The 24635-nt window shown below is 63.3% G+C and carries 24 protein-coding genes; 8 read left to right on the forward strand and 16 right to left on the reverse strand.

All coding sequences use genetic code 11. The features are described from left to right. Window positions 1-3 precede the first annotated feature (3 nt). Complete coding sequence (locus ACH2CW_RS05250; RefSeq protein WP_395055799.1) at window positions 4-915, reverse strand: LysR substrate-binding domain-containing protein; 912 nt, start codon at window positions 913-915, stop codon at window positions 4-6. Between the two features lie 172 nt (window positions 916-1087). Here ACH2CW_RS05250 and ACH2CW_RS05255 point away from each other — a divergent pair, with 172 nt between their 5' ends. Beyond that, window positions 1088-2278: an acyl-CoA dehydrogenase gene (locus ACH2CW_RS05255; RefSeq protein ID WP_395055801.1), complete on the forward strand. Its 1191-nt coding sequence runs from the start codon at window positions 1088-1090 to the stop codon at window positions 2276-2278. 4 nt (window positions 2279-2282) lie between these two features. After that, window positions 2283-3494 carry a CaiB/BaiF CoA transferase family protein gene (locus ACH2CW_RS05260; protein WP_395055803.1) on the forward strand — a complete coding sequence of 404 codons (1212 nt, stop codon included), beginning with the start codon at window positions 2283-2285 and terminating at the stop codon, window positions 3492-3494. Between the two features lie 69 nt (window positions 3495-3563). Here the strand turns inward: ACH2CW_RS05260 and ACH2CW_RS05265 are convergent, their stop codons facing one another. The 11 genes from ACH2CW_RS05265 to ACH2CW_RS05315 form a co-directional block, all read right to left on the reverse strand. Then, the gene (locus tag ACH2CW_RS05265) at window positions 3564-7379 is read right to left on the reverse strand and encodes a molybdopterin cofactor-binding domain-containing protein (RefSeq protein ID WP_395055805.1); all 3816 of its coding nucleotides are present in this window, start codon (window positions 7377-7379) and stop codon (window positions 3564-3566) included. After that, window positions 7376-7867, reverse strand: a complete 492-nt coding sequence (locus ACH2CW_RS05270) for a (2Fe-2S)-binding protein (protein WP_395055807.1) — start codon at window positions 7865-7867, stop codon at window positions 7376-7378. Before ACH2CW_RS05270 ends, ACH2CW_RS05265 begins: the two co-directional genes overlap by 4 nt. A 42-nt stretch (window positions 7868-7909) precedes the next feature. Further along, a complete protein-coding gene (locus ACH2CW_RS05275; RefSeq protein WP_395055809.1) occupies window positions 7910-8641 on the reverse strand; it encodes an ABC transporter ATP-binding protein in 732 nt (243 codons plus the stop codon). Then, window positions 8641-9429: an ABC transporter ATP-binding protein gene (locus ACH2CW_RS05280; protein WP_395055811.1), complete on the reverse strand. Its 789-nt coding sequence runs from the start codon at window positions 9427-9429 to the stop codon at window positions 8641-8643. The genes ACH2CW_RS05275 and ACH2CW_RS05280 overlap by 1 nt, the downstream gene beginning before the upstream one ends. Then, complete coding sequence (locus ACH2CW_RS05285) at window positions 9426-11342, reverse strand: ABC transporter permease (RefSeq protein ID WP_395055813.1); 1917 nt, start codon at window positions 11340-11342, stop codon at window positions 9426-9428. Before ACH2CW_RS05285 ends, ACH2CW_RS05280 begins: the two co-directional genes overlap by 4 nt. 73 nt (window positions 11343-11415) lie before the next feature. Then, on the reverse strand, window positions 11416-12591 hold the full coding sequence (locus ACH2CW_RS05290; protein ID WP_395056145.1) for an ABC transporter substrate-binding protein: 1176 nt from the start codon (window positions 12589-12591) through the stop codon (window positions 11416-11418). 74 nt (window positions 12592-12665) lie between these two features. After that, on the reverse strand, window positions 12666-13250 hold the full coding sequence (locus tag ACH2CW_RS05295; RefSeq protein ID WP_395055815.1) for an amino acid synthesis family protein: 585 nt from the start codon (window positions 13248-13250) through the stop codon (window positions 12666-12668). Between the two features lie 37 nt (window positions 13251-13287). Beyond that, entirely contained in the window at window positions 13288-13929 is a 642-nt protein-coding gene (locus tag ACH2CW_RS05300; protein WP_395055817.1) for an amino acid synthesis family protein, read from the reverse strand. Window positions 13930-13951: 22 nt separating this feature from the next. Next, window positions 13952-14860 (reverse strand): UPF0280 family protein, encoded by a 909-nt coding sequence (locus ACH2CW_RS05305; RefSeq protein WP_395055819.1) that lies wholly within the window; start codon window positions 14858-14860, stop codon window positions 13952-13954. Window positions 14861-14877: 17 nt separating this feature from the next. After that, a complete protein-coding gene (locus ACH2CW_RS05310) occupies window positions 14878-16491 on the reverse strand; it encodes a 6-hydroxynicotinate reductase (RefSeq protein ID WP_395055821.1) in 1614 nt (537 codons plus the stop codon). A 19-nt stretch (window positions 16492-16510) separates the two neighbouring features. Next, window positions 16511-16672 carry a hypothetical protein gene (locus tag ACH2CW_RS05315; protein WP_395055823.1) on the reverse strand — a complete coding sequence of 54 codons (162 nt, stop codon included), beginning with the start codon at window positions 16670-16672 and terminating at the stop codon, window positions 16511-16513. A 273-nt stretch (window positions 16673-16945) separates the two neighbouring features. Between ACH2CW_RS05315 and ACH2CW_RS05320 the strand changes: the two genes are divergently transcribed. Genes ACH2CW_RS05320 through ACH2CW_RS05335 form a run of 4 tightly spaced genes read left to right on the forward strand, consistent with a single transcriptional unit; the run spans window position 16946 to window position 20319 of the window. After that, on the forward strand, window positions 16946-17719 hold the full coding sequence (locus ACH2CW_RS05320) for a ferredoxin--NADP reductase (protein WP_395055825.1): 774 nt from the start codon (window positions 16946-16948) through the stop codon (window positions 17717-17719). A gap of 38 nt (window positions 17720-17757) precedes the next feature. Continuing rightward, the gene (locus tag ACH2CW_RS05325) at window positions 17758-18477 is read left to right on the forward strand and encodes a TetR/AcrR family transcriptional regulator (RefSeq protein WP_395055827.1); all 720 of its coding nucleotides are present in this window, start codon (window positions 17758-17760) and stop codon (window positions 18475-18477) included. Window positions 18478-18497: 20 nt separating this feature from the next. Further along, a complete protein-coding gene (locus ACH2CW_RS05330; RefSeq protein ID WP_395055829.1) occupies window positions 18498-19694 on the forward strand; it encodes an amidohydrolase family protein in 1197 nt (398 codons plus the stop codon). 10 nt (window positions 19695-19704) lie between these two features. Then, on the forward strand, window positions 19705-20319 hold the full coding sequence (locus ACH2CW_RS05335) for a 3'-5' exonuclease (RefSeq protein WP_395055831.1): 615 nt from the start codon (window positions 19705-19707) through the stop codon (window positions 20317-20319). 108 nt (window positions 20320-20427) lie between these two features. Here the strand turns inward: ACH2CW_RS05335 and ACH2CW_RS05340 are convergent, their stop codons facing one another. The 3 genes from ACH2CW_RS05340 to ACH2CW_RS05350 form a co-directional block, all read right to left on the reverse strand. Beyond that, window positions 20428-20910 carry an RcnB family protein gene (locus ACH2CW_RS05340; protein ID WP_395055833.1) on the reverse strand — a complete coding sequence of 161 codons (483 nt, stop codon included), beginning with the start codon at window positions 20908-20910 and terminating at the stop codon, window positions 20428-20430. A gap of 237 nt (window positions 20911-21147) precedes the next feature. After that, window positions 21148-21453: a hypothetical protein gene (locus ACH2CW_RS05345; protein ID WP_395055835.1), complete on the reverse strand. Its 306-nt coding sequence runs from the start codon at window positions 21451-21453 to the stop codon at window positions 21148-21150. Beyond that, window positions 21450-21800, reverse strand: coding sequence for a DUF6172 family protein (locus tag ACH2CW_RS05350; protein ID WP_395055837.1), 351 nt, complete (start codon window positions 21798-21800; stop codon window positions 21450-21452). Before ACH2CW_RS05350 ends, ACH2CW_RS05345 begins: the two co-directional genes overlap by 4 nt. A 156-nt stretch (window positions 21801-21956) precedes the next feature. Here ACH2CW_RS05350 and ACH2CW_RS05355 point away from each other — a divergent pair, with 156 nt between their 5' ends. After that, on the forward strand, window positions 21957-23222 hold the full coding sequence (locus tag ACH2CW_RS05355) for a DEAD/DEAH box helicase (protein WP_395055839.1): 1266 nt from the start codon (window positions 21957-21959) through the stop codon (window positions 23220-23222). Between the two features lie 8 nt (window positions 23223-23230). Here the strand turns inward: ACH2CW_RS05355 and ACH2CW_RS05360 are convergent, their stop codons facing one another. Then, window positions 23231-23476 carry a DUF6139 family protein gene (locus ACH2CW_RS05360; RefSeq protein ID WP_395055840.1) on the reverse strand — a complete coding sequence of 82 codons (246 nt, stop codon included), beginning with the start codon at window positions 23474-23476 and terminating at the stop codon, window positions 23231-23233. A gap of 311 nt (window positions 23477-23787) precedes the next feature. Between ACH2CW_RS05360 and ACH2CW_RS05365 the strand changes: the two genes are divergently transcribed. After that, the gene (locus ACH2CW_RS05365) at window positions 23788-24552 is read left to right on the forward strand and encodes an SDR family oxidoreductase (protein WP_395055842.1); all 765 of its coding nucleotides are present in this window, start codon (window positions 23788-23790) and stop codon (window positions 24550-24552) included. Window positions 24553-24635: the final 83 nt, after the last annotated feature.

The raw sequence follows: 24635 nt of genomic DNA on the forward strand, positions 1-24635 counted from the left end.
CTCTTAACCGGCAGGCGCAGCGCTTCGGTACCGCAGCGCTTCTTCTTCCAGCCAGGCGCGAAACAGCGCAAGCGCGGTGTTGTCCGACTTCTGCTCTGGATAAATGAAGTAATAACGGCGGTCACTGACGAATTCATGTTTCACAAGTTCGACCAGCCGGCCCTGCTTCAAATCGTCCTCGATCAGAAAACGCGGAATCAGCGCCAGCCCCTGGCCATGGATCGCCGCTTCGGTGGTGATGGAAAACAGCTCCATGCGCGCGCCGGCCAGGTCGCCCTCGACCGTCAGCCCCAGCGAGGTGAACCACTGGCGCCAGGCATAAGGCCGGGTACTCATCTGCAGCAAGGGCACGCCGTTCAGGTCGCCAGCCTTCAGCGAGCGCTTTGGTTTGACCAGCGCCGGGCTGCCGACGGCGACGATGCTTTCGTCCATCAGGAAGCAGGACTCGGTGCCGGGCCAGCCGGCCTCCACCGCGCAAATGGCCGCATCGAGCGCGGTATCGGCAAACAAAAACGGCCGGGTGCGCGAAGACAGATGCACCGTGATGTCGGGATGCCCTTGGTGAAAACGCGCCAGCCGCGGTACCAGCCAGCGCGCAGCAAAAGTCGGCACTACACCAAGTTCCAGCGCACCGCCGGCGCCGCCACGCGCCATCATGTCCAGCGTGTCGCGCTCCACATCGTCGAGCCGGGAGCGCACATTGCGCGCATAACTGGCACCGGCCTCGGTCAGCAACACGCCGCGTTTGGTACGCCGGAACAGCTTGACGCTGAGAAAGTCCTCCAGACCCGCGATTTGCCGGCAGACCGCGCTTTGCGTCACCGAATGCTCCTCAGCGGCCTGGGTGAAGCTCTGATGGCGCGCGGCGGATTCAAACAAGGCCAATGCCGTGGTAGAAGGGATGTTGCGACGCATGGCATCTCCTGGTGTCAGGTTTCGGAATTCGTTTTAAGCACAGATCTGTGACAAATCATGGTTTGCGCAGACGACCTGCACAACGTATGCTCAGGGCTGCCGCAAAAATAATTGCCCGCCCGAGTTGCGATTTTCGCACACAGAGCCCCTACCCCCACCTTTGGAGACCTTCATGAGCACTTCCACCAAAAAAGCCAGCTTTCACTGGGCCGACCCGCTGCTGCTGGACCAGCAACTGAGCGACGACGAACGCATGGTGCGTGAATCGGCTGCCGCCTACTGCCAGGACAAACTGGCGCCGCGTGTGCTCGAAGCCTTCCGCCATGAAAAAACCGACACCGCGATTTTTCGCGAAATGGGTGAGCTCGGCCTGCTGGGCGCAACGATTCCCGAAGCCTACGGCGGCGCCGGCCTGAACTACGTCTGTTACGGGCTGGTGGCGCGCGAGGTCGAACGGGTCGACTCCGGCTACCGCTCCATGATGAGTGTGCAGTCCTCGCTGGTGATGGTGCCGATCAACGAATTCGGCAACGAAGCGACCAAGCAAAAATACCTGCCGAAACTTGCCAGCGGCGAATGGATTGGCTGCTTCGGTCTGACCGAGCCGAATCACGGCTCCGACCCGGCCGGCATGCTGACGCGCGCGCGCAAGGTCGCCGGCGGTTATTCGCTGACCGGCAACAAGATGTGGATCACCAACAGCCCGATCGCTGACGTGTTTGTGGTCTGGGCCAAGGACGACGAAGGCGCGATCCGCGGCTTTGTGCTCGACAAGGGCAGCAAGGGCCTGAGCACGCCAGCCATTCACAGCAAGGTCGGCCTGCGCGCCTCGGTGACCGGCGAAATTGTCATGGACGGGGTGTTCTGCCCCGAAGAAAACGCCTTTCCCGAAGTGCGCGGTCTCAAAGGCCCGTTCACCTGCCTGAACTCGGCCCGTTACGGCATCGCCTGGGGCGCGCTGGGCGCCGCCGAAGACTGCTTCGACAAGGCACGCCAGTACACCATGGACCGCAAGCAGTTCGGCCGCCCGCTGGCCGCCAACCAGTTGATCCAGAAAAAACTCGCCGACATGCAGACCGAAATCGCGCTGGGCCTGCAGGGCTGCCTGCGCCTGGGTCGCATGAAGGACGAAGGCACGGCAGCGGTCGAAATCACTTCGATCATGAAACGCAACTCCTGCGGCAAGGCGCTCGACATTGCACGCATGGCGCGTGACATGCTGGGCGGCAACGGTATCAGCGACGAGTTTGGCGTGGCACGGCACCTGGTCAACCTGGAAGTCGTCAACACCTACGAAGGTACGCACGACGTGCACGCGCTGATCCTGGGCCGCGGCATCACAGGCATCTCGGCCTTCTCCTGAAGCCATGAGTAGCACTGACGTGCGCCCGCCGCCGCTGACCGGCGTGCGGGTGCTCGATCTGTCGCGCGTGCTCGCCGGTCCCTGGGCCGGCCAGTTGCTGGCGGATTTGGGCGCCGACGTGGTCAAGGTCGAAAAACCCGACACCGGCGACGACACCCGCGCCTGGGGCCCGCCCTATTTGAAGGACGCCTCCGGCCGCGACACCAGCGAGGCGACCTATTTCCTCTGCGCCAACCGCAACAAACGCTCGGTTGCCATCGACATGGGCACAGCCGAAGGCCAGACGCAGATACGCGCACTGGCGCAACAAGCAGACGTTGTTCTGGAGAACTTCAAGGTTGGCGGGCTCAAGCGTTACGGTCTGGACTACGCGAGCCTGAAACAAGCGAACCCGCGCCTGGTGTATTGCTCGATCACCGGCTTCGGCCAGACCGGGCCCTATGCGGCGCGCGCCGGTTACGACTTTTTGATCCAGGGCATGGGCGGGCTCATGAGTGTGACCGGCCAGCCCGACGGTGAACCCGGCGCCGGACCGCAAAAGGTCGGCGTCGCGCTGACCGACATCATGACCGGCCTCTACGCGACGATTGCGGTGCAGGCGGCGCTGGCCGAACGTGAAAAGTCAGGTCTGGGACAACACATCGATCTTGCGCTGCTCGACGTGCAGATCGCCTGTCTGGCGAATCAGGCCTCTAACTACCTGGCAGGCGGACTGGTGCCGCGCCGCATGGGCAATGCGCATCCGAACATCGTGCCCTACCAGGCTTTTCCGACGGCTGACGGCGACATCATCCTGGCGGTTGGCAACGACGGCCAGTTCGCGAAATTCTGCGCTGTAGCTGGCCACCCGGAATGGTCAAGCGATGCGCGTTTTGCAAGCAACGCCCAGCGTGTATCGAACCGTGCGGTGCTGGTGCCTTTGCTGCGCCAGGCGACAGTGATGCGAACCTCCGCTGACTGGATTGCGGCGCTGGAGGCCGCCGGTGTCCCCTGCGGCCCGATCAATCGCATCGACAAAGTGTTTGCGGACCCGCAGGTGATTGCACGCGGCCTGAAGATCGACCTGCCGCACGCGCTGGCGGGCAGCGTGCCGCTGGTGGCAAATCCGATCCGCCTGTCCGGCTCGCCGGTGGCCTACCAGCGCCCGCCGCCACTGCTGGGTGAACACACCGACGAAGTGCTGGCGCAGTGGCTGGGTGCGGCAGCCGCGGCCTGATCCGCTGCAGCGGCCCGAAGTCAAGCCAAATGCACCTCTAGCCCATGTCCCACATGGGTAATACGCTATTTATTTAGTAGCGTCCTGGCGCAGGCGAGCCACCGCAGCCGGCAGCGCGTCCCAGGCCGCACGCCCCGGCGCATACCGGCTGCGCATGTAGGCCGCCAACTCGGCGATTTGCGCATCACTGAGGCTGTGGCGAAACGCCGGCATGAACCCCACCTGTGCCGACACTGGCTCGCGGATGCCGTCCAGAATCACCCGCACCAGGTTGTCGGGCCGCGCACTGTGTAGCTTGCTGTTAAGCGCCAGCGGCACATTGGCGCCCAGCAGCGTCGGGCCTTCGCCGTCGTGGTGGCAGGAGGCGCAGGCGCCGGTAAACAGGCGCTGGCCGGGGCCCGGCAGGGCCAGGGTGGTTTGCTGCGCAGCGAGTACCGCCTGGCTGGCGCGCAAGGCACTGTAAGGTTCGGTCAGCGGCTGGTTGTACGAGGCCAGGTAGGTCGCCATGGCGCGGATGTCGGCGTCGGGCAAAGCAGCCAACTCCTTCACCACCGGCGCCATCGGTCCGGCGGCGATGCCGTGTTGTGGCGAATGGCCGGTACGCAGGTAGCTGTAGAGCTGTTCGCGGGTCCAGGGCACCGGCGCACGCGACAGCGCGGTCAGCGCCGGCGCTTCCCAGCCATCGACCATCGCACCGCTTAAAAAGGCCTTGCCGCCACGTTCGGCGCCGACGGCATTGCGCGGCGTGTGGCAGGCGCCGCAGTGGCCCAGGCCGTTGACCAGGTAGGCGCCGCGGTTCCATTCGACGGTTTGCGTGACATCCGGCTGGTAGGGCGCGGCATCGTGAAAGAGTGCGTTCCAGCCGGCCATCAATGGCCGCACGCTGAACGGAAAGGCCAACTGTGTGGCCGGAACTTCTGAACGCACCGCTGGCTGCGCCATAAGGTAGGCATACAGCGCGGTCAGGTCCTCGTCACTGGTTTTGGCAAAGGCTGTGTAGGGAAAGGCCGGGTACAGATGGTGGCCGTCGCGCGAGATGCCTTCGCGCATGGCGCGCTGGAAAGCACTGAAGGACCAGAGGCCGATACCGGTCTGGGCATCGGGGGTGATGTTGGTGGTCACTACCTTGCCGAAGGGCGTGTCCATGGCCAGACCACCCGTATTGGGCACACCGCCGGGGGCGGTGTGGCAAACCACGCAATCACCCGCAGCGGCGAGCTGGCGGCCGCGCTCGATGGTGGCAGCGGTGTAGATGGCCCCGCTGCTGGCGGCCACCGGCGCGATGGCCGGACGCCAGCCCAGCAGCGCGGTCGCGATGCCAAACACGCTGGCGAGGACGGCGCCACCGCGCACCCAGGCTTTGCGCTTGCGTGGCCAGACTGCCGTTGTGGGTAGTGGGTTGTCGATGGGTTCAGGCGTCGACTGCAGACGCGCTGTCTCGCCGTCCGGCGCCGGGTTCAGCGCCGCGCGAATCACTTCGGGCGTGAACGGCGGCTGGCGGAAACGCACACCGGTTGCATCAAAAATCGCATTCGCAATCGCTGCCGTGCCAGGCACCGAGGCCGACTCGCCAGCGCCCAAAGGCGGCTCGCCCGGCCGCGCCATGGTCACCACCTCGATCACAGGCACATCGCGGAAATTGAGGATAGGGTAAGCGCCCCATTCAAGCGCAGCGACCGTGTTGTTCACCGGATTCAACGCCACCTGCTCGGTCAGCGCACGGCTGGTGGTTTGCACCACGTTGCCGTGGATCTGATGCTGCACACCGGCCGGGTTGATCAGCGTGCCGGCGTCGTGACCGACCACGACGCGCCGCACATGGACTTCGCCAGTTTTACGATTGACTTCCACGTCGGCGACCCAGGCGGCCCAGGCGGCGCCAAAACCCGGCCACTTGCTGTGCACATAACGCGCGTAGGCCACGCCCTGGCCTGTCACGATGTCCGATGCGCCCTCCCCAGCCGCGTCACGATCCGGCGTCTGTTGCGGCTGGGTGTGTGCCTTCCAGCCGGCGCGCTCGGCGGTCGCGCGCACCAGCTCGGCGGCACGCGGCTCGCTGAGGTAACGCAGGCGGAACTCAACCGGATCGACACCGGCGGCGGTCGCGAGTTCGTCGATGTAGGACTCGTGCGCGAAGGAATTGGGCAGGGCCGAGACACCGCGCAGCCAGGACGCGCGCAGCATGGGCGCCATGTCGTTGACGCTGACACGCAGGTTGTCGTAATCGTAGGGCGGCCGCGCGCTGCGGTCACCCATCTCGTAGGCCTGCGCGACCGGTTCGATGGTGCGGGTCAGCAGCAACGCCAGCGTTGGCGAACCGTTGGAGGGGTAGGAGGTCTGGAAGTCATAGGCGGCGACCGAACCGTCGGCATTGAGGCCGCCGCGCACCTGCATCAGTTGCGCCGCGCCCTTGGGCTCCCAGGCGTGCTCCTGCTCGCGCGTGAGCTGCACCCGCACCGGCGCACCAACGGCGCGCGACAGCAGGGCGGCGTCAGCGGCCACGTCGTCGGCGCAATTGCGGCCATAACAACCCGCCGCTTCCATGCGGACGACGTCGATGGCTACGTCGGCCAGGCCCATCAGGCGCGACAGATCGGCGCGCAGCACATGCGGGTTTTGCGTGCCGGCCCAGACCGTGAGGTGAGGTCCCGCCGCCGGGCCGTTCCCAAGGCGGGATGCGGCCCCCTCGGGGGGCAGCGACCCACCCTCGGTGGGGGAGTGTGGGGGCACAGGCCGCCGCGAAGGGCCGCCCCGAGCAAGGCCAGCCCCCTCGGGGGGCAGCGACTCACACGCAGTGGGGGAGCGTGGGGGCCCTTCTTGCCAGTCGGCCAGCGCACAGGACGGGCCGATGGAGCCATGCATCTGGTAGGGCCAGACATAGTTGCGCGCCAAGGCCTGCGCGGCGCCGGCAATCGCCGCGTCCACATCGCCTTCATCAACCAGCCTTCGCTGGGTGGACGGGTTGCTCTTGATCGCCTGTTCGAGGTCGTCGAGCTTCTGCAAACCCGGCCAGGCTTTCCAGGCCACCTTGAGGTCGCGCAGGGCCTGCTCGGCAAATTCCTCGCGTTCGGCAACGATGCCGACAAAATCGCGGATCACCACCACCGCGCGGATACCAGGAATATGCGCGATCGACGATTCATCGACCGCCTGCAAGGTGTTGCCGATGAAGTCGCCATGGTCCGCGCCGGCATAAGGCGGTCGCACCACACGGCCATGCAGCATGCCGGGCACCCGCATGTCATGCACAAAAGTCAGCGCACCGGTGGCCTTGGCGGGAATGTCGACACGCAGCTGGGCGGTGCCGACGATGCGATAGTCTTCGGGCGCCTTGAGTAAGGTGTCCGGAGCCAATGTCAACTCGACATGCTGGCCGCTGAGCAGCGCGCCATAGGCCAGCGACCGGCCAGCGTTATCGCTGATCACGCCTTCGCGTACACCCAGGGTGGTGAGGTCAGCCGCCAACTCTGCGGCGGCACGGGCCAGCAGCCAGGCACGCGCCTGCGCTGCGGCGGCGCGCAGCGGCGCCGAATGAATCTGTATCGAGGTGCTGGCTATCGTGGCGCCCTGGTTCGGCACACTGGCCGTGTCGCCCAGCACCATGTGGACTTGATGGAGCGCCACGTCGAGTTCTTCCGCCACGATCTGGCTAAGGGCCGTGCGTATGCCGGTGCCCAGATCGACATGGCCGTTCAGGGCCGTCACCCTACCGTCATCCCAGACCGCGAGCAGAATCTCCACGCCTTCGCGCGGGTTGGCGGTAACCAGCGGCGGTTGCCCAGGCGCCGCCGGCGGGGCTGGTGGTGGCGCACGCGTGACCAGCAGCACGCCGGACGCCGCGTGAAACCCGGCGCGTGTCAGCGACGTAACGGCACGGCGCGTCATGCGTCAGCGCCGCCTGCGCTGCGCATCAATTCGGCGGCGCGCCGGACCGCCTTGAGGATTTCCAGATGGGTGCCGCAGCGGCAGAGGTTGCCGGACAGCTCGCGCCGTATTTCTTCATCCGTTGGATCAGGATTTCGCGCCAGCAGCGCTGCCGTCATCACCATCATGCCGCTCATGCAGTAGCCACATTGCGCCGCCTGTTCGTCGATGAAAGCCTGCTGCACCGGATGCAGGCGGTCCGCCCCACCCAGCCCTTCGAGCGTGGTGATGACCCGGCCGCCAGCGTGGACCGCCGGGATCACGCAGGACCTCGCCGCCACACCATCGACCAGCACGGTGCAGGCCCCGCATTCACCGAGGCCGCAGCCGTACTTGGGGCTGTTCAGGCACAGGTCGTTGCGCAGCACGGTCAGCAGGCTGGTCTGTTGTGACACAGTCATGTCCCGCAACACGCCGTTGACGCTGAGAAGGACAGGCTGCAAGGTCATGGATGCGCGCGCAAGCCGGATGAAATGACGACAAAAGACGTGCTAGACGCTGAGATAGGCACGCCTGACCTCTTCATTGGCCGACAGGTCGGCCATGGTCCCCTCATAACGGATCTGGCCTTTTTCGAGCACATAGGCCCGGTCCGACACCAGCTCCGCAAAATGCATGTTCTGTTCGGACAGCAGGATGCTGACGCCCTGCGACTTGAGCTCCAGAATCATCAGTGCCATTTGTTCGACGATGACCGGCGCCACACCTTCGGAGGGTTCATCGAGCAGCACCAGGTAGGGGTTGCCCATCAGCGTGCGGGCCACCGTCAGCATCTGCTGCTCGCCGCCACTCATGCGACCACCCGGCCGGTCGGGCATTTCACCGAGATTGGGAAACAGCTTGAACAGTCGCTCGGGCGTCCACACCGGGGCGGCAGCACCGTCCGGCCAGTGCCGCGGGGGCTGCTTGCCGACTTCGAGGTTCTCGAGCACCGTGAGGTCGGTGAACACACGTCTGTCCTCAGGCACAAAACCCAGGCCCAGCCGGGCCGCCACATGCGACTCGCTTCTGGAAATGTCCTGCCCCAGAAAGCTCACCGCGCCCTTGCGCTTGGCCAGCATGCCGATCAAGGTTTTGAGTGTGGTGGATTTTCCAGCGCCGTTGCGGCCCATCAGGGCCACCACCTCGCCGCGCCGCACCTGCAGGTCCACATCGTAAAGAATCTGTGCGGCGCCGTACCAGGCACACAGGGCTTTGGCGTCGAGCAAAACAGCTGTGCTCATTAAAAAACCTCCGCAGATTTCTGTGCCACTTTTTCGAAGGTTTTTCCGCTGCCGAAGTACACCTCCTGAACTTTAGGGTGGTCGCGGATTTCCAGCGGTTTGCCCTGAGCAATCAGCCGGCCCCGCGCCAGCACGATCATGCGGTCGGCATAGGCAAACACCACGTCCATGCTGTGTTCGGTGAACAGCACCGCCATGCCGCGGTCGACCACCAGTTGTTTGGTCAGCGCCATCAGTGCGTTGCGCTCGCGCGGCGCCATGCCGGCGGTGGGCTCGTCCATCAGCAGCAGTTTCGGGCTGTTGGCCATGGCAATCGCGAGCTCGACGCGTTTGACATCGCCATAAGCCAGTTCGCTGCAGGGCCGGTCGGCCTGCGGCGCCATGCCGACCCGCTCCAGCAAGGCGAGAGCCTCGTCGCGCTTGTAGCCGGCCGCGCTGCGCCACATCGAAAACAGCTTGCCGTCGTGCGACAGCAGGGCCATCTGCACGTTCTCGACCACCGTCAGCGAGGCGAAGGTTTCGGCGATCTGGAAGGTACGGCCGACGCCGAGGCGCCAGATCGCGCGCGGCTTGCGGCCCACCAGTTCCTGGCCGTCGAGCAGTATGGAGCCCTGACCGGCCGGCAACTGGCCGTTGACCATGTTGAAGGTGGTGGTCTTGCCGGCGCCGTTGGGGCCGATCAGCGCCAGCAATTCGCCGGCATACAGATCAAAGCTGATGCCGTCGACCGCCTTGACGCCGCCGAAGGACTTGCCGAGATTGCTGACCTGGAGCAGTGGCGCACTCATGCTTTCACCTCGCCAGTGGTTGTGGGGGAGACCTTGTTGCGAAGCCGATCAAACATCAGCTTGGCCGAACCGGCAATGCCTTGCGGGAACAGCAGCACCAGCAGCAGGATGATGGCGCCGAGCATGGCGCGCCAGTAATCGGTGTTGCGTGCCACGGTGTCATGCAGCCAGGTGAAGGTCACCGCGCCCACCACCGGGCCAGCCAGGGTCTGGATGCCGCCGAGCAGCACCATGACCAGACCGTCCACCGATTTACCCACACTCAGGCTCTCGGGCGAAATGCTGCCTTTGGAAAACGCGTAAAGGGATCCAGCCAGACCGGCAGCCGCGCCGGCGATCACAAAAGCCGTCCATTGCATGCGTTTGACATCAATCCCGATCGCGTCGGCGCGCAGCACCGAATCGCGTCCGGCACGCAGGGCATAACCGAAGGGCGAAAACAACACGCGGCGAAGCCACAACACGGCGCCGGCCACCAGCACCAGCGTGAGCCAGTAATACATGCGTTTGTCAGACAGCCATTCTGACGGCCAGACGCCGGTGAGGCCGTTGCTGCCGCCGGTGAAAGAATCCCACTGGTAGGTGATGGCCCAGGTGATCTGCGCAAACGCCAGCGTCAGCATCGCGAGATACACGCCCGACAGCCGCACCGCGAACCAGCCATAAACAAACGCGCCCACGGCCGCCACCAGCGGCGCAACAACAAGCGCGAGTTCCATCGGCATGCCGCTACTGCGCACCAGCAAAGCCGCTGCGTAGGCACCGAGTCCGAAGTAGGCCGCATGGCCGAAGGAGTGCATGCCAGCCGGGCCCATGATGAAGTGCAGACTGGCGGCAAACAGCGCAGCGATCAGCAGGTCGATCATCAATACTGTGGTGTAAGGCGAATTGACCGTGAACAAGGGCATCGCGGCCAGCACCAGACCCAGCACGGCGGCCGCCATGACATAGGTGCGGCTGCTCTTGCGCAGCGGTTCTTCCTGCATGCCCACATAGCGGCTGGGCGCCTGCGGCCGGCCGAACAGGCCCCAGGGTCGCCACACCAGCACAATGGCCATGACCAGGAAGTCAGCCACCAGCGTGAGTTTTGAAAAGGAGATGCTGTAGCCGAAGATATCGACCACACCGAGCCAGATACAAATCGCCTTGATTTCGGAGATCAGCAGCGCGGCCGCGTAAGCGCCGGGGATCGATCCCATGCCGCCTACCACCACCACCACAAAGGCCGAGCCTATGGTGTGCAGGTCCATCTCCAGCGTGGCCGGTTCACGTGGCAGTTGCAGCGCACCGCCCAGACCGGCCAGCATGGCGCCCAAGGCAAATACGGCAGTGAACAGCCAGGCTTGATTCACACCCAGCGCACTGACCATCTCGCGGTCCTGCGTGGCAGCACGCACCAGCGTGCCCCAGCGCGTGCGGGTCAGCAGCAACCACAGCAGGCCCAGAACCATCGGGCCCACCACAATCAGGAACAGGTCGTAGCTTGGAAACTGCCGGCCCAGGATTTCGACCGCACCCGACAGGCCGGGCGCGCGCGGGCCGAGCAATTCGTCAGGGCCCCACAGATAAAGAACCAGATCCTTGATCACCAGCACCAACGCAAAGGTGGCCAGCAACTGGAACAGTTCCGGCGCCTTGTAGATGCGGCGCAGCAACACCATTTCAATCAGCGCGCCAATGATGCCGGTCGCCACGGCGGCCAACAGCAAAGCGGGCCAGAAGCCCAGGCCGCCGCCCAGCTTCTCGACCAGCGTGTAGGCGATGTAGATGCCGACCATGAAAAACGAGCCGTGGGCAAAGTTGACGATACGTGTGACGCCGAAAATCAGCGACAGGCCCGCAGCCACGAGAAACAGCGACGATGCGCCGGCCAGCCCGTTGAGCAACTGAACGATGAAACCGGAAAAACTCATTCAATGATCCTCAGGAGCCCGGCACAACACACCACGCCGCGATGCGGCGCAGTGCCTTGTTGGGCAGGTTTGCTCAGTCTGTGGCGCGCGACTTCTTGACGTCGGCTGCAGGCGGCTGGAACTTGGCGCCGTCGAAATAGGTGTAGTCCACCATGACGCCCTTGCCGTTGTCGTTTTTGGTCTTGCCGACAAACGCGCCCATGGTCGACTGGTGGTCTTCCGGACGGTAGGTGATCTTGCCGAAGGGGGTCGATACCTGCAGGCCCTTGAAGGCGGCCACCATCTTGGCCGATTCCGTGCTTTTGGCCTTGGCGGCTCCGGCGGCCACAGAATGGATCATGGCGTAACCGACCACCGAACCCAGACGCGGATAGTCCTTGTACTTGGCATGGTAGGCGAGGAAAAAGGCCTTGTGCTCGGGCGTCTGGACGCCGTACCAGGGATAACCGGTGACGATCCAGCCGTTGGGCGTTTCTTCCTTGAGCGGGTCCAGGTATTCGGGTTCACCGGTCAACACACTGACCACGGTGCGGTCCTTGAACAGGCCACGCGTGTTGCCTTCACGCACAAACCTCAACAGGTCGGCGCCAAACAACACGTTGAAGATCGCATCGGGCTTGGCGTCGGACAGCGCCTGCACCACGCTACCGGCATCGACCCGGCCCAGCGGTGTGGCCTGCTCGGCCACAAACTCGACATCGGGTTGCGCCGCCTTCAGCAACTGCTTGAAGGCCGCGACCGCCGACTGGCCATATTCGTAATTGGGGTACACGATGGCCCAGCGCTTTTTCTTGAGCTTGGCCGCCTCGGGGACCAACATTGCGGCCTGCATGTAGGTGCCGGGACGCAGACGGAAGGTGTACTGGTTGCCGCCCTGCCAGGTCATCTTGTCGGTCAGCGGCTCACCAGCAAGAAAGAAAAATTTCTTCTGTTTGGCAAAATCGGCCACAGCCAGGCCGGTATTGGACAGGAACGTACCGGTCAGCACATCGATTTTTTCGCGCGAGATCAGCTCTTCGGCCACGCGCACCGCATCGCCCGGATTGGCATTGTCGTCACGCGTGATCAGCTCGATCTTCTTGCCGTTGACGCCACCGGCCGCATTGATTTCTTCAACCGCCAGTTCCATGCCCTTTTTGTAGGGCTCGAGGAAGGCGGGCTGCGCCTTGTAGCTGTTGACCTCGCCGATTTTGATCACGCCCTGCGCTTGCGCTGTCACCAGCGAAGCCAGCAGACCCAGATAGGTCATGGTGCCCAGCACTCTGTATTGCATTTTCATAAAAAACTCCTGTCGTGGATCGATTAAGCTGAAAAAACCCCGGATTAGCGGAGCCCGTCTTCGCCCCTGATTTCGTGGATCTGCAGTCCGCCCACGCGCGGTAGAGGTCGGCCACTGTCTGTCACAACGACAGCGACCACAATTTCGTTGGCACGCGGCGCATCGGCGACACGGGCCTCCATCGCGTCGAAATGGCTGCGCACAAAAGCCGCGTCCTTATGCCCCAGGGGCACATCAATCGCGGTGCCCAGTCCACCGCGTTTTTTACTTGAAGGCACCAGGGCCGCGCCTTTTTCCACGGCAAGGCGCAGCGGCGCGCCCAGCTTGGGATGCAGGATGGCCGCGGCATGTTCGAGCTCGCCGGCCTCGCCAACGATCGCCGCCTTGCCATAACTCTGCGCCCGGCCCGGTGGGATGCCCAGCGCCTGCACGCATTTTTGCCCGAGCAAGGCACCCAGTTCCTCGCCGATGCTGACCAGTTCGTCCAGGTTTTCCTGGTAAACGCCGGCCAAGGGGTTCGCGATGACCGCCATGGCCAGCGCCCTGCGCGTCGGCGGGCTCACGGGTTGACCCATTTCCAGATGGATCTCGTCGACCTGAACAATGATTTTCCGGATGTTGGCTGTCATGGATGGTCCTTGTGTTTGTTGCGATGGCGGCGGCGCTTCAGCGCAATCCGTCCCATTTGCTGATGGCGGCTGCGGCGAGGCCGCCGACACGCGCATGAATGCGCGGGCCCGTGCTCATCGCCAGGATAAAAACAATTTCATCGGCCAGCGGTGCGCCGGGAACCCGCACCTCGATCGCGTCAAAATGGCTGCGCACATAGGCGGCATTGATGTGGGTCATGGGCACGTCGAGTGCCGCGCCGGGTCCGCCCACCTTTTTGGTCGAGGGCACGATGGACAGGGCATTGCCCGCGCGTCCGGACTTTTCTTCGCCCTTGCCTTTGGCATAGGCCGCCGCATCCCCCTTCCAGCCCAGCAGTTCGCGCATGGCATAACCGCCAGGCACATGCCAGAGCGCGCCGTGTTCGAGCTCGCCGGCCGCACCGATGATGGCGCCCTTGCCATACCCCTCGATGCGCTCCGTGGGAACATCCATGGCCGCAAGCAGCTTGCGCGCCATCGTGAGCCCGACCGGGTCCAGCGCCGCCATCATCGGGAGGATCTCGGGCTCGAAGCGCCCGGCAAAGGGATTGGTAAGCACCACACCGATGGCGCCACGTAGCAGCGGCACGGGCGCGACGGGCCCGAATTCATGCCGGATCTGCTCCACATGCGTGAAGATGCGTCGTATTTCAATCATCGCTGTGCGTCCATCTGTTTCATTAAGCAAATACCGAACCAGCTTGCTGATTGGCGCGGTGGTTTTCGAGCGTTCCCATGGCCGCAGTATCGGTGCTGGCGATCTGATTCTGACAAATCAGCGCCGCCGACCAGATCAGGCGGGCGCCGCGCAGGGCCTGCGCACGTTTCAGACCGGCCCGCAAAGCCTGTTGTACCAGCGCCGGCTCCAGCGGCGGGACATCCACCGTGACCGCCAGATCTCCCAAGTCGGCGTTGTCTTTGAGCGCACACGCCGGACGGCGCTGAATCCGCGGATCGGTCAGGTTGACGGCATTGGCAATGACGGTGGCGGCCGCATCGGCCTCGGACGCCGTGCGCGCCAGCACCGTGACGCTGTCGGCGATGCCCAGTGAAAAGCTCCTGCCGCGCCAGCCGCTGGTGGCGACACCGCGTACCGGCAGCAGGCTGGATATGTCGAACTGCGCGTCCGTACGGATACCGCGTTGCAACTCGTCCAGGTTCAGACGCGCCAGATCCGCATACAGACCGATATGCACCGATTCGGATGGCGCCAGGTGCAAGGCAATATCGCCGCCGTTGTTGACCCAGGCCCGTGCCACGCCGCTGATCGAATAACAGGTAATCAGTTCCTGTGCAACGGCGCCGGCCACCGCCGCCATCGGCGTGATGAAACTGCTTTTGTAAGGCTGGCAGGCATGCCACATCCGCCGTGCAATCGGGCCCTGCAACGGGCAGTTGCCCTGCACCGGAAGCCGTAACAGGGGGAGTTCTTCCACCAGTTCCCCCAGAATGCCGCGAAAACGCAGCCATGCATCCTCGTGGGCACTGTCCACAGAATCGGGATCGCCGTTGGCACCGATCACGATATCTATGGGACCATGCTGCAGATGCCAGCGACCATCGGGCAAACGGGTACGTTGAGCGTCCATATCGGGGTCGGCCCCACTCAACCAAGCAGGGGAGGACGCGCTAGTGGCCAGGGATTGGCGGCCGGCAAGGCAGTCCATTGCAGTGACGATGGCGCACCCTCGTTGTGCCAGGCACCGCGCGAGAGCGCTTCTTCCAGCGAGCGCACATGGTCCATGTGCCCGCCCAGAGCGCGGTAGTCTTCCAGCTTCATGCTGAACTCGATCGGCGCCACAATGGCCGGCGTGGGCACGGTGCCAAAACTGTTGTCGGGCATACGCATGACATCTACCATCACCGTGATGCCGCCGCCCGGCCAGACATAGGCCGGCGCACCGCCGCAAGTGACATTGACCAGAGCGCTCTTGATGGCCCGCGTCAGCAGTACCGGGTTTTCGGTGACCCCGGCGCGCAAGCTGCCGCCGGCGCCGCCAAGGAATAACACCGTGGACAGGGAAGGCTCGCAGTTTTCGCCAATACGCTCGACCACCAGGCGCACCTCGGCCGGCATGTCCTGCTCGACGGGCACCAGGTCTTCATTGAGCACATACCAGCTCGCATGTTCCCCGGTGGTGGAGGTCATGAGCAGGCGCAAACCCGGCCAGGCGGTATCGGGGTCCCAACTCTCGATGATGGACAGCGGTTCTGCGATGTCGGTGCCGCCCCAGCCGGTTCCTGGATTGGCCACCTGAAAATAGCGGCCTGGCGTTGATTTGCGTCCGCGCATCTTGATGCCTGAGGAGCGCATGTCCAGGCACCGGCCCGCCTGGTGTTCGGTCAGCACACCCGTGATGTGGTCATCCACGACCACCACCTCGTCGAGCTTGCCGAACAGTTGTTTTGCAAAAATACCAATGGTCGCCGAGCCACAACCGACACGCATGCGCCGCTCTTCGACACCGTTGACAATCGGGGCGCGGCCGGCCTGAATCACGATCTGCGAGCCGCCGTCAATGGTGAACTCCACCGCCTTCTTGTTGCCCAGCAACTGCATCATGTCCATGGTGACTCGGCCCTCTTTCTTGCTGCCACCGGTCAGGTGGTGCACGCCACCGAGCGAAAGCATCTGCGAGCCGTATTCCGCCGTCGTCACGTGGCCAACCACCTCGCCCTTGCAGCGCACATTGGCCTGCTCGGCGCCAAGAAAACGGTCGGTATCAATCTTCACCTTGAGGCTGCAGTAGCTGAAGATGCCTTCGGTGACGACCGTGACCATGTCCACACCGTCCACCTCGGAGGACACGATGAACGGCGCTGGCTTGTAATCGGGGTAAGTGGTCGAGGAACCGACGCCGGTGACAAAGACCTCGTCGGCCAGCAGCAGATCGCCGCTCCAGGACACCGGCGGAACCTGTCCGGTCGAATCGTCAGCCCCCTGCCGGCCGGCAAACGCGAGCACCTTTGCTTCACCCTGTGCCAGCGTGCGGCGCAGCAGCAGAACAGGATCCACACGAACCAGGGTGCCGCCACGATTCGCATACCGATCACATGCGCCGGTGCGGCCATCGGAAATCTGGCACAACACGGGGCAGGCATTGCACTCGATTTTCTCGCTGTTCATGCGGTCGTTACGCGGTCGGGCTTTTTCCAGCACCTGGCCAAAGGCCGGCGTATCCATGCCTGGCAAGCCGTCCGTTTTGGTGTGTTCCGTCATCGTGTTCGCCTTTTGTCGCCTACCATCGTGGTGCATCAACACCAATGTAGTGCGCACTTAATTTAGATGTTGTATCTACTACATTTAAAATCAATGTAGCGCATGAAAATTCCCAGCGCAATAGCATTTCCACGGCAATAGCAAAATTATTTAAAAAATGTTGCGATGACTGAATTTTCATGTTGTGTTCACTACATTAGTGTGGCACATTGGCACCTGCATGAAAGATTTTCTCCGGACTTTCACCGCCAAGGACCGCTGTGACCCCCGTCGTAACCAACCCTCGTGTCGAAGATACCGACTGTGTCGAGATCTGCCCCGTAGACTGCTTCCGGGAAAGCCTCCCTTCCCCGGAGGCGGCACAATGGCAGGGTAAAACCGGTAAGCTTTCAAGCCTGGATCCGGCCCTGCTGGCCTTACCCCACTGATCACCAACTCCCAACCTGCAATTACCATGAGCGCTTTCAACGAAGAAACAGTTTTGTCCGTCCACCACTGGACCGACAAGCTGTTCACGTTCACCACCACCCGCGATACCTCCCTGCGCTTCAGCAATGGTCACTTCACCATGATCGGCCTGCGCGTCAACGACAAACCCCTGCTGCGCGCCTACAGCATCGTGAGCCCGAACCACGAGGAGCATCTGGAATTTCTCAGCATCAAGGTCGCTGACGGTCCCCTGACCTCACGCCTGCAGCACATGAAGGTCGGCGACAAGATCATCGTTGGGCGCAAGCCAACCGGCACACTGGTGATCGACTATCTGCTGCCGGGCAAACGCCTGTACCTGCTGTCGACCGGCACCGGCCTGGCGCCTTTCATGAGCATCATCCGCGACCCCGAGACCTACGAGCGTTTCGAGCAGGTGGTGCTGGTGCACGGTGTGCGTCAGGCCGACGAGCTGGCCTACCACGACCTGGTGGTCGAGCACCTGCCCCAGCATGAATTTCTCGGCGACCTGATCTCCAAACAATTGCTGTATTACCCCACCGTCACGCGCGAAAGCTACCGCAACATGGGCCGTGTCACCGACCTGATGGAAACCGGCAAGATGTTTGCCGACCTGAATCTGCCGGCGCTGGACCCGGCCACCGACCGCGTGATGATCTGCGGCAGCCCGGGCATGCTCAAGGATTTGAAACACATGCTGGAGCAAAAAGGCTTCCATGAGGGCAACACCTCCAAGCCAGGTGATTTTGTGATCGAACGGGCCTTCGCAGAGCAGTAAGACGCAGTTTTCCAGCCCTGGAAACCACTGATCACGCCATGACCGCCAAACCTGCGAAAACCGCCAGCGCCGCCAAAACTGCGAAGGCCACGCGAAACCCCGCAGCCCGCCTCGCATCCGCCAAACGACCGGGCGTGCGCGAACAGGCGGCGCAGACCACGCGCGACAACATTCTGCGGGCCGCCACCAAGGTGTTTGCACGTTACGGCTACGAAGGCGGCAGCGTGGAGAAGATCTCCCAGTCGGCCAAGTCTTTCGACCGGATGATTTATTACTACTTCGGCAGCAAGGAAGGCCTGTTCATCGAAGTACTTGAAGACATGTACCGGCGCATGAACGACGCCGAGCTGGAGCTGACGCTGGACCTGGCGCAGCCGGTGGAGTCACTCAAGGACGTGATCAATTTTGTCGTGACCTACTACAGCAAGAACCCTGAGTTCATCACGCTGCTCAACACCGAAAACCTGCACCGCGGCAAACATATCTCCAAGTCGGCGCGTGCCCGTGACTATTCGTCGCCAGCGATTGCCATCATCCGCCAGTTGCTCGAAAGCGGCGCGGCGCAGGGCGTGTTTCGCGCCGACGTGTCTGCACGCAATGTCTACCTGCTGATTGCGGCCACCGGCTACTTCTACATTTCCAACCGCCACACGCTGTCGGCCTTCCTCGGCGAGGACCTGCAGACGCCGGAAGCGCTGGCGCAGTGGCAAGCCTTCATCATCAGCACCGTGCTGCGCACCGTGATGCTGAACCCCTGACGTCTCACACGAAAGAAGCCATGGCAGAAGCAGCAGCAAGCGGCAAGTCCGGCAAAGTTGTCATCACCAACATCGGCCTGCTCTTGTCGGGCGACGTCGACCGGCCGATTCTGGACGCCGACACCATTGTTGTGAACGACGGGCTGATCGTGGCCGTGGGCAAGGCCAAGGACTGCGACATGGCGCACGCCCAGACCACCATTGACGCACATCAGACCTGCGTCGCACCTGGCCTGATCGACAGCCATGTGCACCCGGTGTTTGGCGACTGGACACCACGGCAAAACCAGATCGGCTGGATCGATTCAACCATGCACGGCGGCGTGACCACCATGATTTCGGCCGGCGAGGTGCACCTGCCTGGCCGGCCCAAGGACATCGTCGGCCTGAAGGCGCTGGCCATCACCGCCCAGCGCGCCTTCGACAACTTCAGGCCCGGCGGCGTGAAGGTGCTGGCCGGCGCGCCCATCATTGAAAAAGGCATGGTCGAGCAGGATTTCAAGGAACTGGCCGACGCGGGCGTGGGCTTGCTCGGTGAGGTCGGCCTGGGTTCCGTGAAAGCCGGCTATGAAGCCCAGCAAATGGTGGCCTGGGCGCGCAAATACGGCATCCAGAGCACCATCCACACGGGCGGCCCCTCGATTCCCGGCTCCGGCCTGATCGACAAGGATGTGGTGCTGGAGGCCGACGCCGACGTCATCGGCCACATCAACGGCGGGCACACCTCACTGTCGGAACAGCATGTTTGCGAGCTCTGCGAAAAATCCTCGCGCGCCATTGAAATCGTCCACAACGGCAACGAAAAAGTCGCGATTGCCGCTGCACAGGCCGCGCTGCAGCTTAAATGCCCGCACCGCGTGATCCTGGGCACCGACGGCCCGGCGGGATCGGGCGTGCAGCCGCTGGGCATGTTGCGCCTGATCTCATTGCTGTCCAGTCTGGGCAATATCCCGGCAGAGCTGGCCTTTTGTTTCGCCACCGGCAACACAGCACGCATCCGCAAGCTCAATTGCGGCCTGATCGAGGTCGGGCGCGACGCTGATTTTGTTTTCATGGACAAGGCACAGCACACGGCCGGTCGTGACCTGCTCGACAGCGTGCAGCGCGGCGACATCCCCGGCGTCGGTATGGTGATGATTGACGGCCTCGTGCGCTGCGGCCGCAGCCGCAACACGCCGCCAGCCACCACCATTCCCAGCGTGTCGGCGCAGGCCTGAGGCGCAGGCCATGCCGCAGTTTGCGTCACCGACGCGCGATGAACTCGCGCTACTCGAGCCGCTGGATCGACTGGGCCCGGCCGATATCGTGCTGGTCGCCACCGAAGCGCAGGCCGAAGACGCCTGGAAGGTTCTGTCGGGCTGCAGCGTGCTCGGTTTCGACACCGAGTCCAAACCCACTTTTTTCCGCGACCAGGTGTCTGAAGGCCCGCACGTGGTGCAACTGTCCACACTCGACAAGGCCTGGGTGTTTCAGCTCTTCGATGCGCGGTGCCGTGAAGTGGTGGCAGCGCTGCTGGAGGCCGAGCACATCACCAAGGTCGGTTTCGGCCTGGCTGGCGACCACACGCAGATCCGTCGCACCCTGGGCGTGGAGCCGCGCAATGTGCTGGACCTGAACGTGGTGTTCCGCAAAAAAGGGTATGCAAAAGAGATCGGCGTGCGTGGCGCGGTGGCCGTGCTGTTCAATCGCCGCTTCATGAAATCGAAAAAGGCGACCACCTCCAATTGGGCGAATCGCCAGCTCAGCGAAAGTCAGCTGGTGTATGCCGCGAACGATGCCTGGGCCGCCGCACTGGTGTTCGACGCGCTGGACTTGCCATCGGGCCGGGCGCGTGAACACTGAGCGATGACGCTCTGTACCGCAGATAACCGCTTCTCGAGGCTATCGCAGCCAGATTGGCACGCAGGGTCTGCGCACGCAGACCACCACCTGCCGGACCATCAACGGGTGTCAGCCGCCGAACAGGCCCTGGATAATGTCCACGATCAGGTTGTTCTGCTGTTGCACCAATACGATGTCCCCGCCGATGCGGGTATAGCGGTAACCGTAAGGCGCAGGCGGTAGTTGCACAATAACGGGTTGCGGCACCGCGTAGGTTGTCACACCACGCGGAATCGGCTGTCCAACAGCCCAGTTGCGTGCCTGGCCTGGGGGCATGCAGCCATTGTTCTTTTTGGCCAAGCCTGGAGGGCACTTTTTACCGCTCGCGTAATTTTGCGTGTAGTACTGACGCACAACCGTACGTTGCTGATCGTTGAAGTAGGTGCCAGCCTGGATGTCCTTGCGCTCCCGCTTGTCGGCCTTGGCGTGCTCCTTGGATTCGTGCTTCTGGGCGTATTTGCCCTTGCCTTTGCCACCATGATCGTCATCGTCCTTTCCCTTTGACAACGCGGGTCCAGCAAGCATGACGGTAGCGATAGCCAATGTCAGCATGCGGGTTTTGGATAAAAAATGAGTCATGGCGTGTTTCCTTAAAAGAAGCCGTGATTGGCTTGTGAACAGCTTGTCACGTTTTCTTACACCCTCTCGTAGGAGGTCAATCCCAGTGGAGGTAGGTCAGCGACGTCAGCAAATTCCGGGAGGCCATAAAGCAGTCAGCGACAGTCGGTGGCAGAGCATCGCGTCGTTACCCTTGGACGGATGCGTTTTGCCACGGATGGGCACCGTGTCCTAGTCCACGCCAAAACGCTGCCTGAACGCCGAGCAGAAATGGGCGCTGCCGCTGATGGACACAGTCAGCACATGCCAGGGCGGTGATGCGCCATCGGACTGCTCCTGCAGGTCGACATCCCACTCGCCACCTTCGTCCCGTGGTGCGCACTGTCCGGCAAACGCGGTGTCGGCCCAGCGCAGCACTTCCGCGATGTCAGCACGAACCGCGTCAAGCTGTGCTGGCCGCACCGAAGCCATGGCGTCGAAGCTCCCACCACCCTGCGAGTCCTCGCTGTATTCGAAGTCAAGAAACTGCAGACTCATCCGCCGGGTTCGGGGTCCTGCACGGCCGCCTCGCCGCCCTGTTGTTCCCCGTCCAGCGGGCGCGGTCGATGCGTGCGCCGGCCCGCTTTGGCCAGCATTTCCAGGTAAAAGGCTTCGGCGCCCTCTTTGGCAGCGGCATCAACCAGCGGCAGGATGGTCGCGAAGTGGACCACCTCGGCTGTGCCTTCGCTGGTGCCAAAGCGGCAGTCGAAGTCCCAGAAGTCCACGCCCTCGGGCAGCGGCACGCGGCGCTGCCGCTTGACGTATTTGCGGATGTCGTGTTTGACCGCGTCCAGCACGCGATCCCGGTTTTTGCCTTCGATATTGAGCTTGAATGTCTTTTTCACGGATGCCTTGAAGTCGATTGTTGACCGGCTCCTGAAAAGGGCCGGTTCGCCATCTGTCGATTATGCGGCTTGCCCTGCTGGGCGGCGGCGCTGGCGGGCTTAAACTGGGTGCTTGCGCGGCCTGTTCCGGCCCCTGCACCTCACAAAGCCCTGCTCATGCCATTTTCATCCCTGGGCTTGTCCCCGGCCCTGCTGCGCGCCGTCAGCGCCAGGGATTACCAAACGCCCACCGCCATCCAGGCGGCCGCCATTCCGGCCGTGCTGCAGGGTCGCGACGTGCTGGCTTCGGCGCAGACCGGCTCGGGCAAAACCGCCGCCTTTGCGCTGCCGCTGCTGCAACTGCTGCAGCAGACGCCCAGCGACAAACCACGGCGCGTTCGCCTGCTGGTGATGGTGCCAACACGCGAACTGGCTGCGCAGGTCGGCGAAGAAATACGCAACCTCGGGCAACACTTGCCGCAGGCGCTCAAGGTCGCCATTGTTTTCGGCGGCGTGTCCATCAACCCGCAGATGATGAATCTGCGCGGCGGCGCCGACATCGTGGTGGCGACACCGGGCCGGCTGCTGGACCTGGCCGACCACAACGCAGTGGTTCTCTCGGGCGTGGCGGCGCTGGTGCTTGACGAGGCCGACCGCCTGCTGGACCTCGGTTTTTCCGAGGAACTGAACCGTATCCTCGTGCTGCTGCCGGCACAGCGGCAAAACCTGTTTTTCTCGGCGACCTTTCCGCTGGCTGTACAGGCATTGGCGCAGGGCCTGCTGCGCGACCCCGTGCATATCAACGCGCCGGCCGAGCCTGAAGGCGAACCAGACATCGCGCAGCGCGCGATTGCGGTTGATCCGGGCCGGCGCACACAGTTGCTGCGGCACCTGATCACACAAAACGCCTGGCGCCGGGTGCTGGTGTTTGTGGCCACCAAACACGCCGCCGAAATCGTCGCCGACAAACTGCGCAAGGCTAGGATTTATGCCGAGCCCTTCCATGGCGAGCTGAGCCAGGGCAAACGCACGCAGGTGCTGGCTGACTTCAAGGCCTCGCGGCTCAAGGTGGTGGTCGCCACCGATGTCGCCTCACGCGGCATCGACATCGCGCAGTTGCCGGTGGTCATCAACTACGACCTGCCGCGCTCGGCGCAGGACTACATCCACCGCATCGGCCGCACCGGGCGCGCCGGCGAGAGCGGTCTGGCCGTGAGTTTTGTCAGCGCCGGCACCGAAGCGCATTTCCGGCTGATCGAAAAACGCCAGGGTGTCAGCCTGCCGCTGGAGCAGGTCGAAGGCTTTGAGCCGCTGCCAACTGCGATCAGCGTGACGCCAGCCAGCGCGGCGTCCGCCAACGGCGGCATCAAGGGCAAACGCCCGAGCAAAAAGGACAAATTGCGGGCTGCGGCTGCCGCCGCCGGCGACGGCAGCGAAGCCTGAGGGCCTGCTCAGTCGCCAGCGTCCACCCGCGCATGGACACTGGTGATGGCATACCCTTTTTCACCGATCTGCTGCTCCAGTCCGGTGATCGCGTATTTGCCGAGTTGCTCGGCATGCGCGCCACCTTCGAGTCCACGGGCTTCGGTCTCCCAGTCGGTGTTGGTGGCTTCCTCGGGAATCACCCGACCCTCGGGCACGGCCAGATACGAATAACGGTGCCCCGATTCGGCACGGCGGTAAATGTCCAATCGCATGCTTGCTCCTTTGCGCTAGCTGGGCAGCCCACCTTAGCGGACTGCGACGCCAGCGCTGTAGGAGAAACCCGCATTCGCAATTCGAGGCACCTGTGAAGCACCCGTGCCCTGTCACCCTACGCTCTGTTTTTGATAGCTGCCTACCCTTGTGGAACATGGGCCACAGGCCATTTTTATCCAGATATTGACAATACACGGCTCCGCGCACAGCTACCCACCCCAGACGCCCAGGTGACCGCTTGCCCCGGCCGTCCGCGCTAAGCTGCGCCGCATCGGGCTGAGATCCAGCCCCCCACGACAAGGAGCACAGCATGCAAGATCTTTTTTCCCTGCAGGGCCGCACCGCGTTGATCACCGGCGGATCGCGCGGCATAGGCCGCATGATTGCCGCGGGTTTTCTGGCGCAGGGCGCTCGCGTTTACATTTCGGCACGTAAAGCGGCCGCTTGCGACCAGACCGCCAAAGAACTCTCCAGCCAGGGCCACTGCGTCTCACTTCCATCCGACGTGTCCACCCAGGAAGGCATCGCCGGCCTGGTCGCCGCGTTTTCAAGGCATGAAAGTCAGCTCGACATCCTGGTCAACAACGCCGGCGCGGCCTGGGGCGCACCGTTTGCCGAGTTTCCCGAAAGCGGCTGGGACAAGGTCGTGGACCTGAACCTCAAGACGCCCTTTTTCCTGACCCAGGCGCTGGCACCGCTGCTGCGAAAGGCGGCTGCGCAGCGGCCGGCCAAGGTCATCAACATCGCCTCCATCGACGGCATTTCAGTCAATCCGATGGAAACCTATTCCTACGCGGCCAGCAAGGCCGGTCTGATCCAGCTCACGCGCCGCATGGCGCTGCGCCTGATCGAGGACAACATTGTCGTGACCGCCATCGCGCCAGGGGCTTTTGCCTCCGACATGAACAAGGACGCGCGCGACCATGGCAAGGCGGTGGCAGCCCGCGTTCCCGCCGGTCGCGTTGGTGAAGACGCCGACATGGCTGGCGCTGCGATTTACCTGGCCTCGCGTGCCGGCGACTACGTGGTCGGCTCCACGCTGGTGGTTGATGGCGGGGTCACCCACGCGCGTTGAGCCATCGTTCAGCAGCGCCCAAGGCCGTCATTTTTTGCCCTCAAAACACTGCAAGTAAAACTACCTAAGTCCTAACCCGCTGG

The sequence above is a fragment of the Polaromonas sp. genome, from assembly GCF_043778355.1.
Taxonomy (GTDB): domain Bacteria; phylum Pseudomonadota; class Gammaproteobacteria; order Burkholderiales; family Burkholderiaceae_C; genus Polaromonas.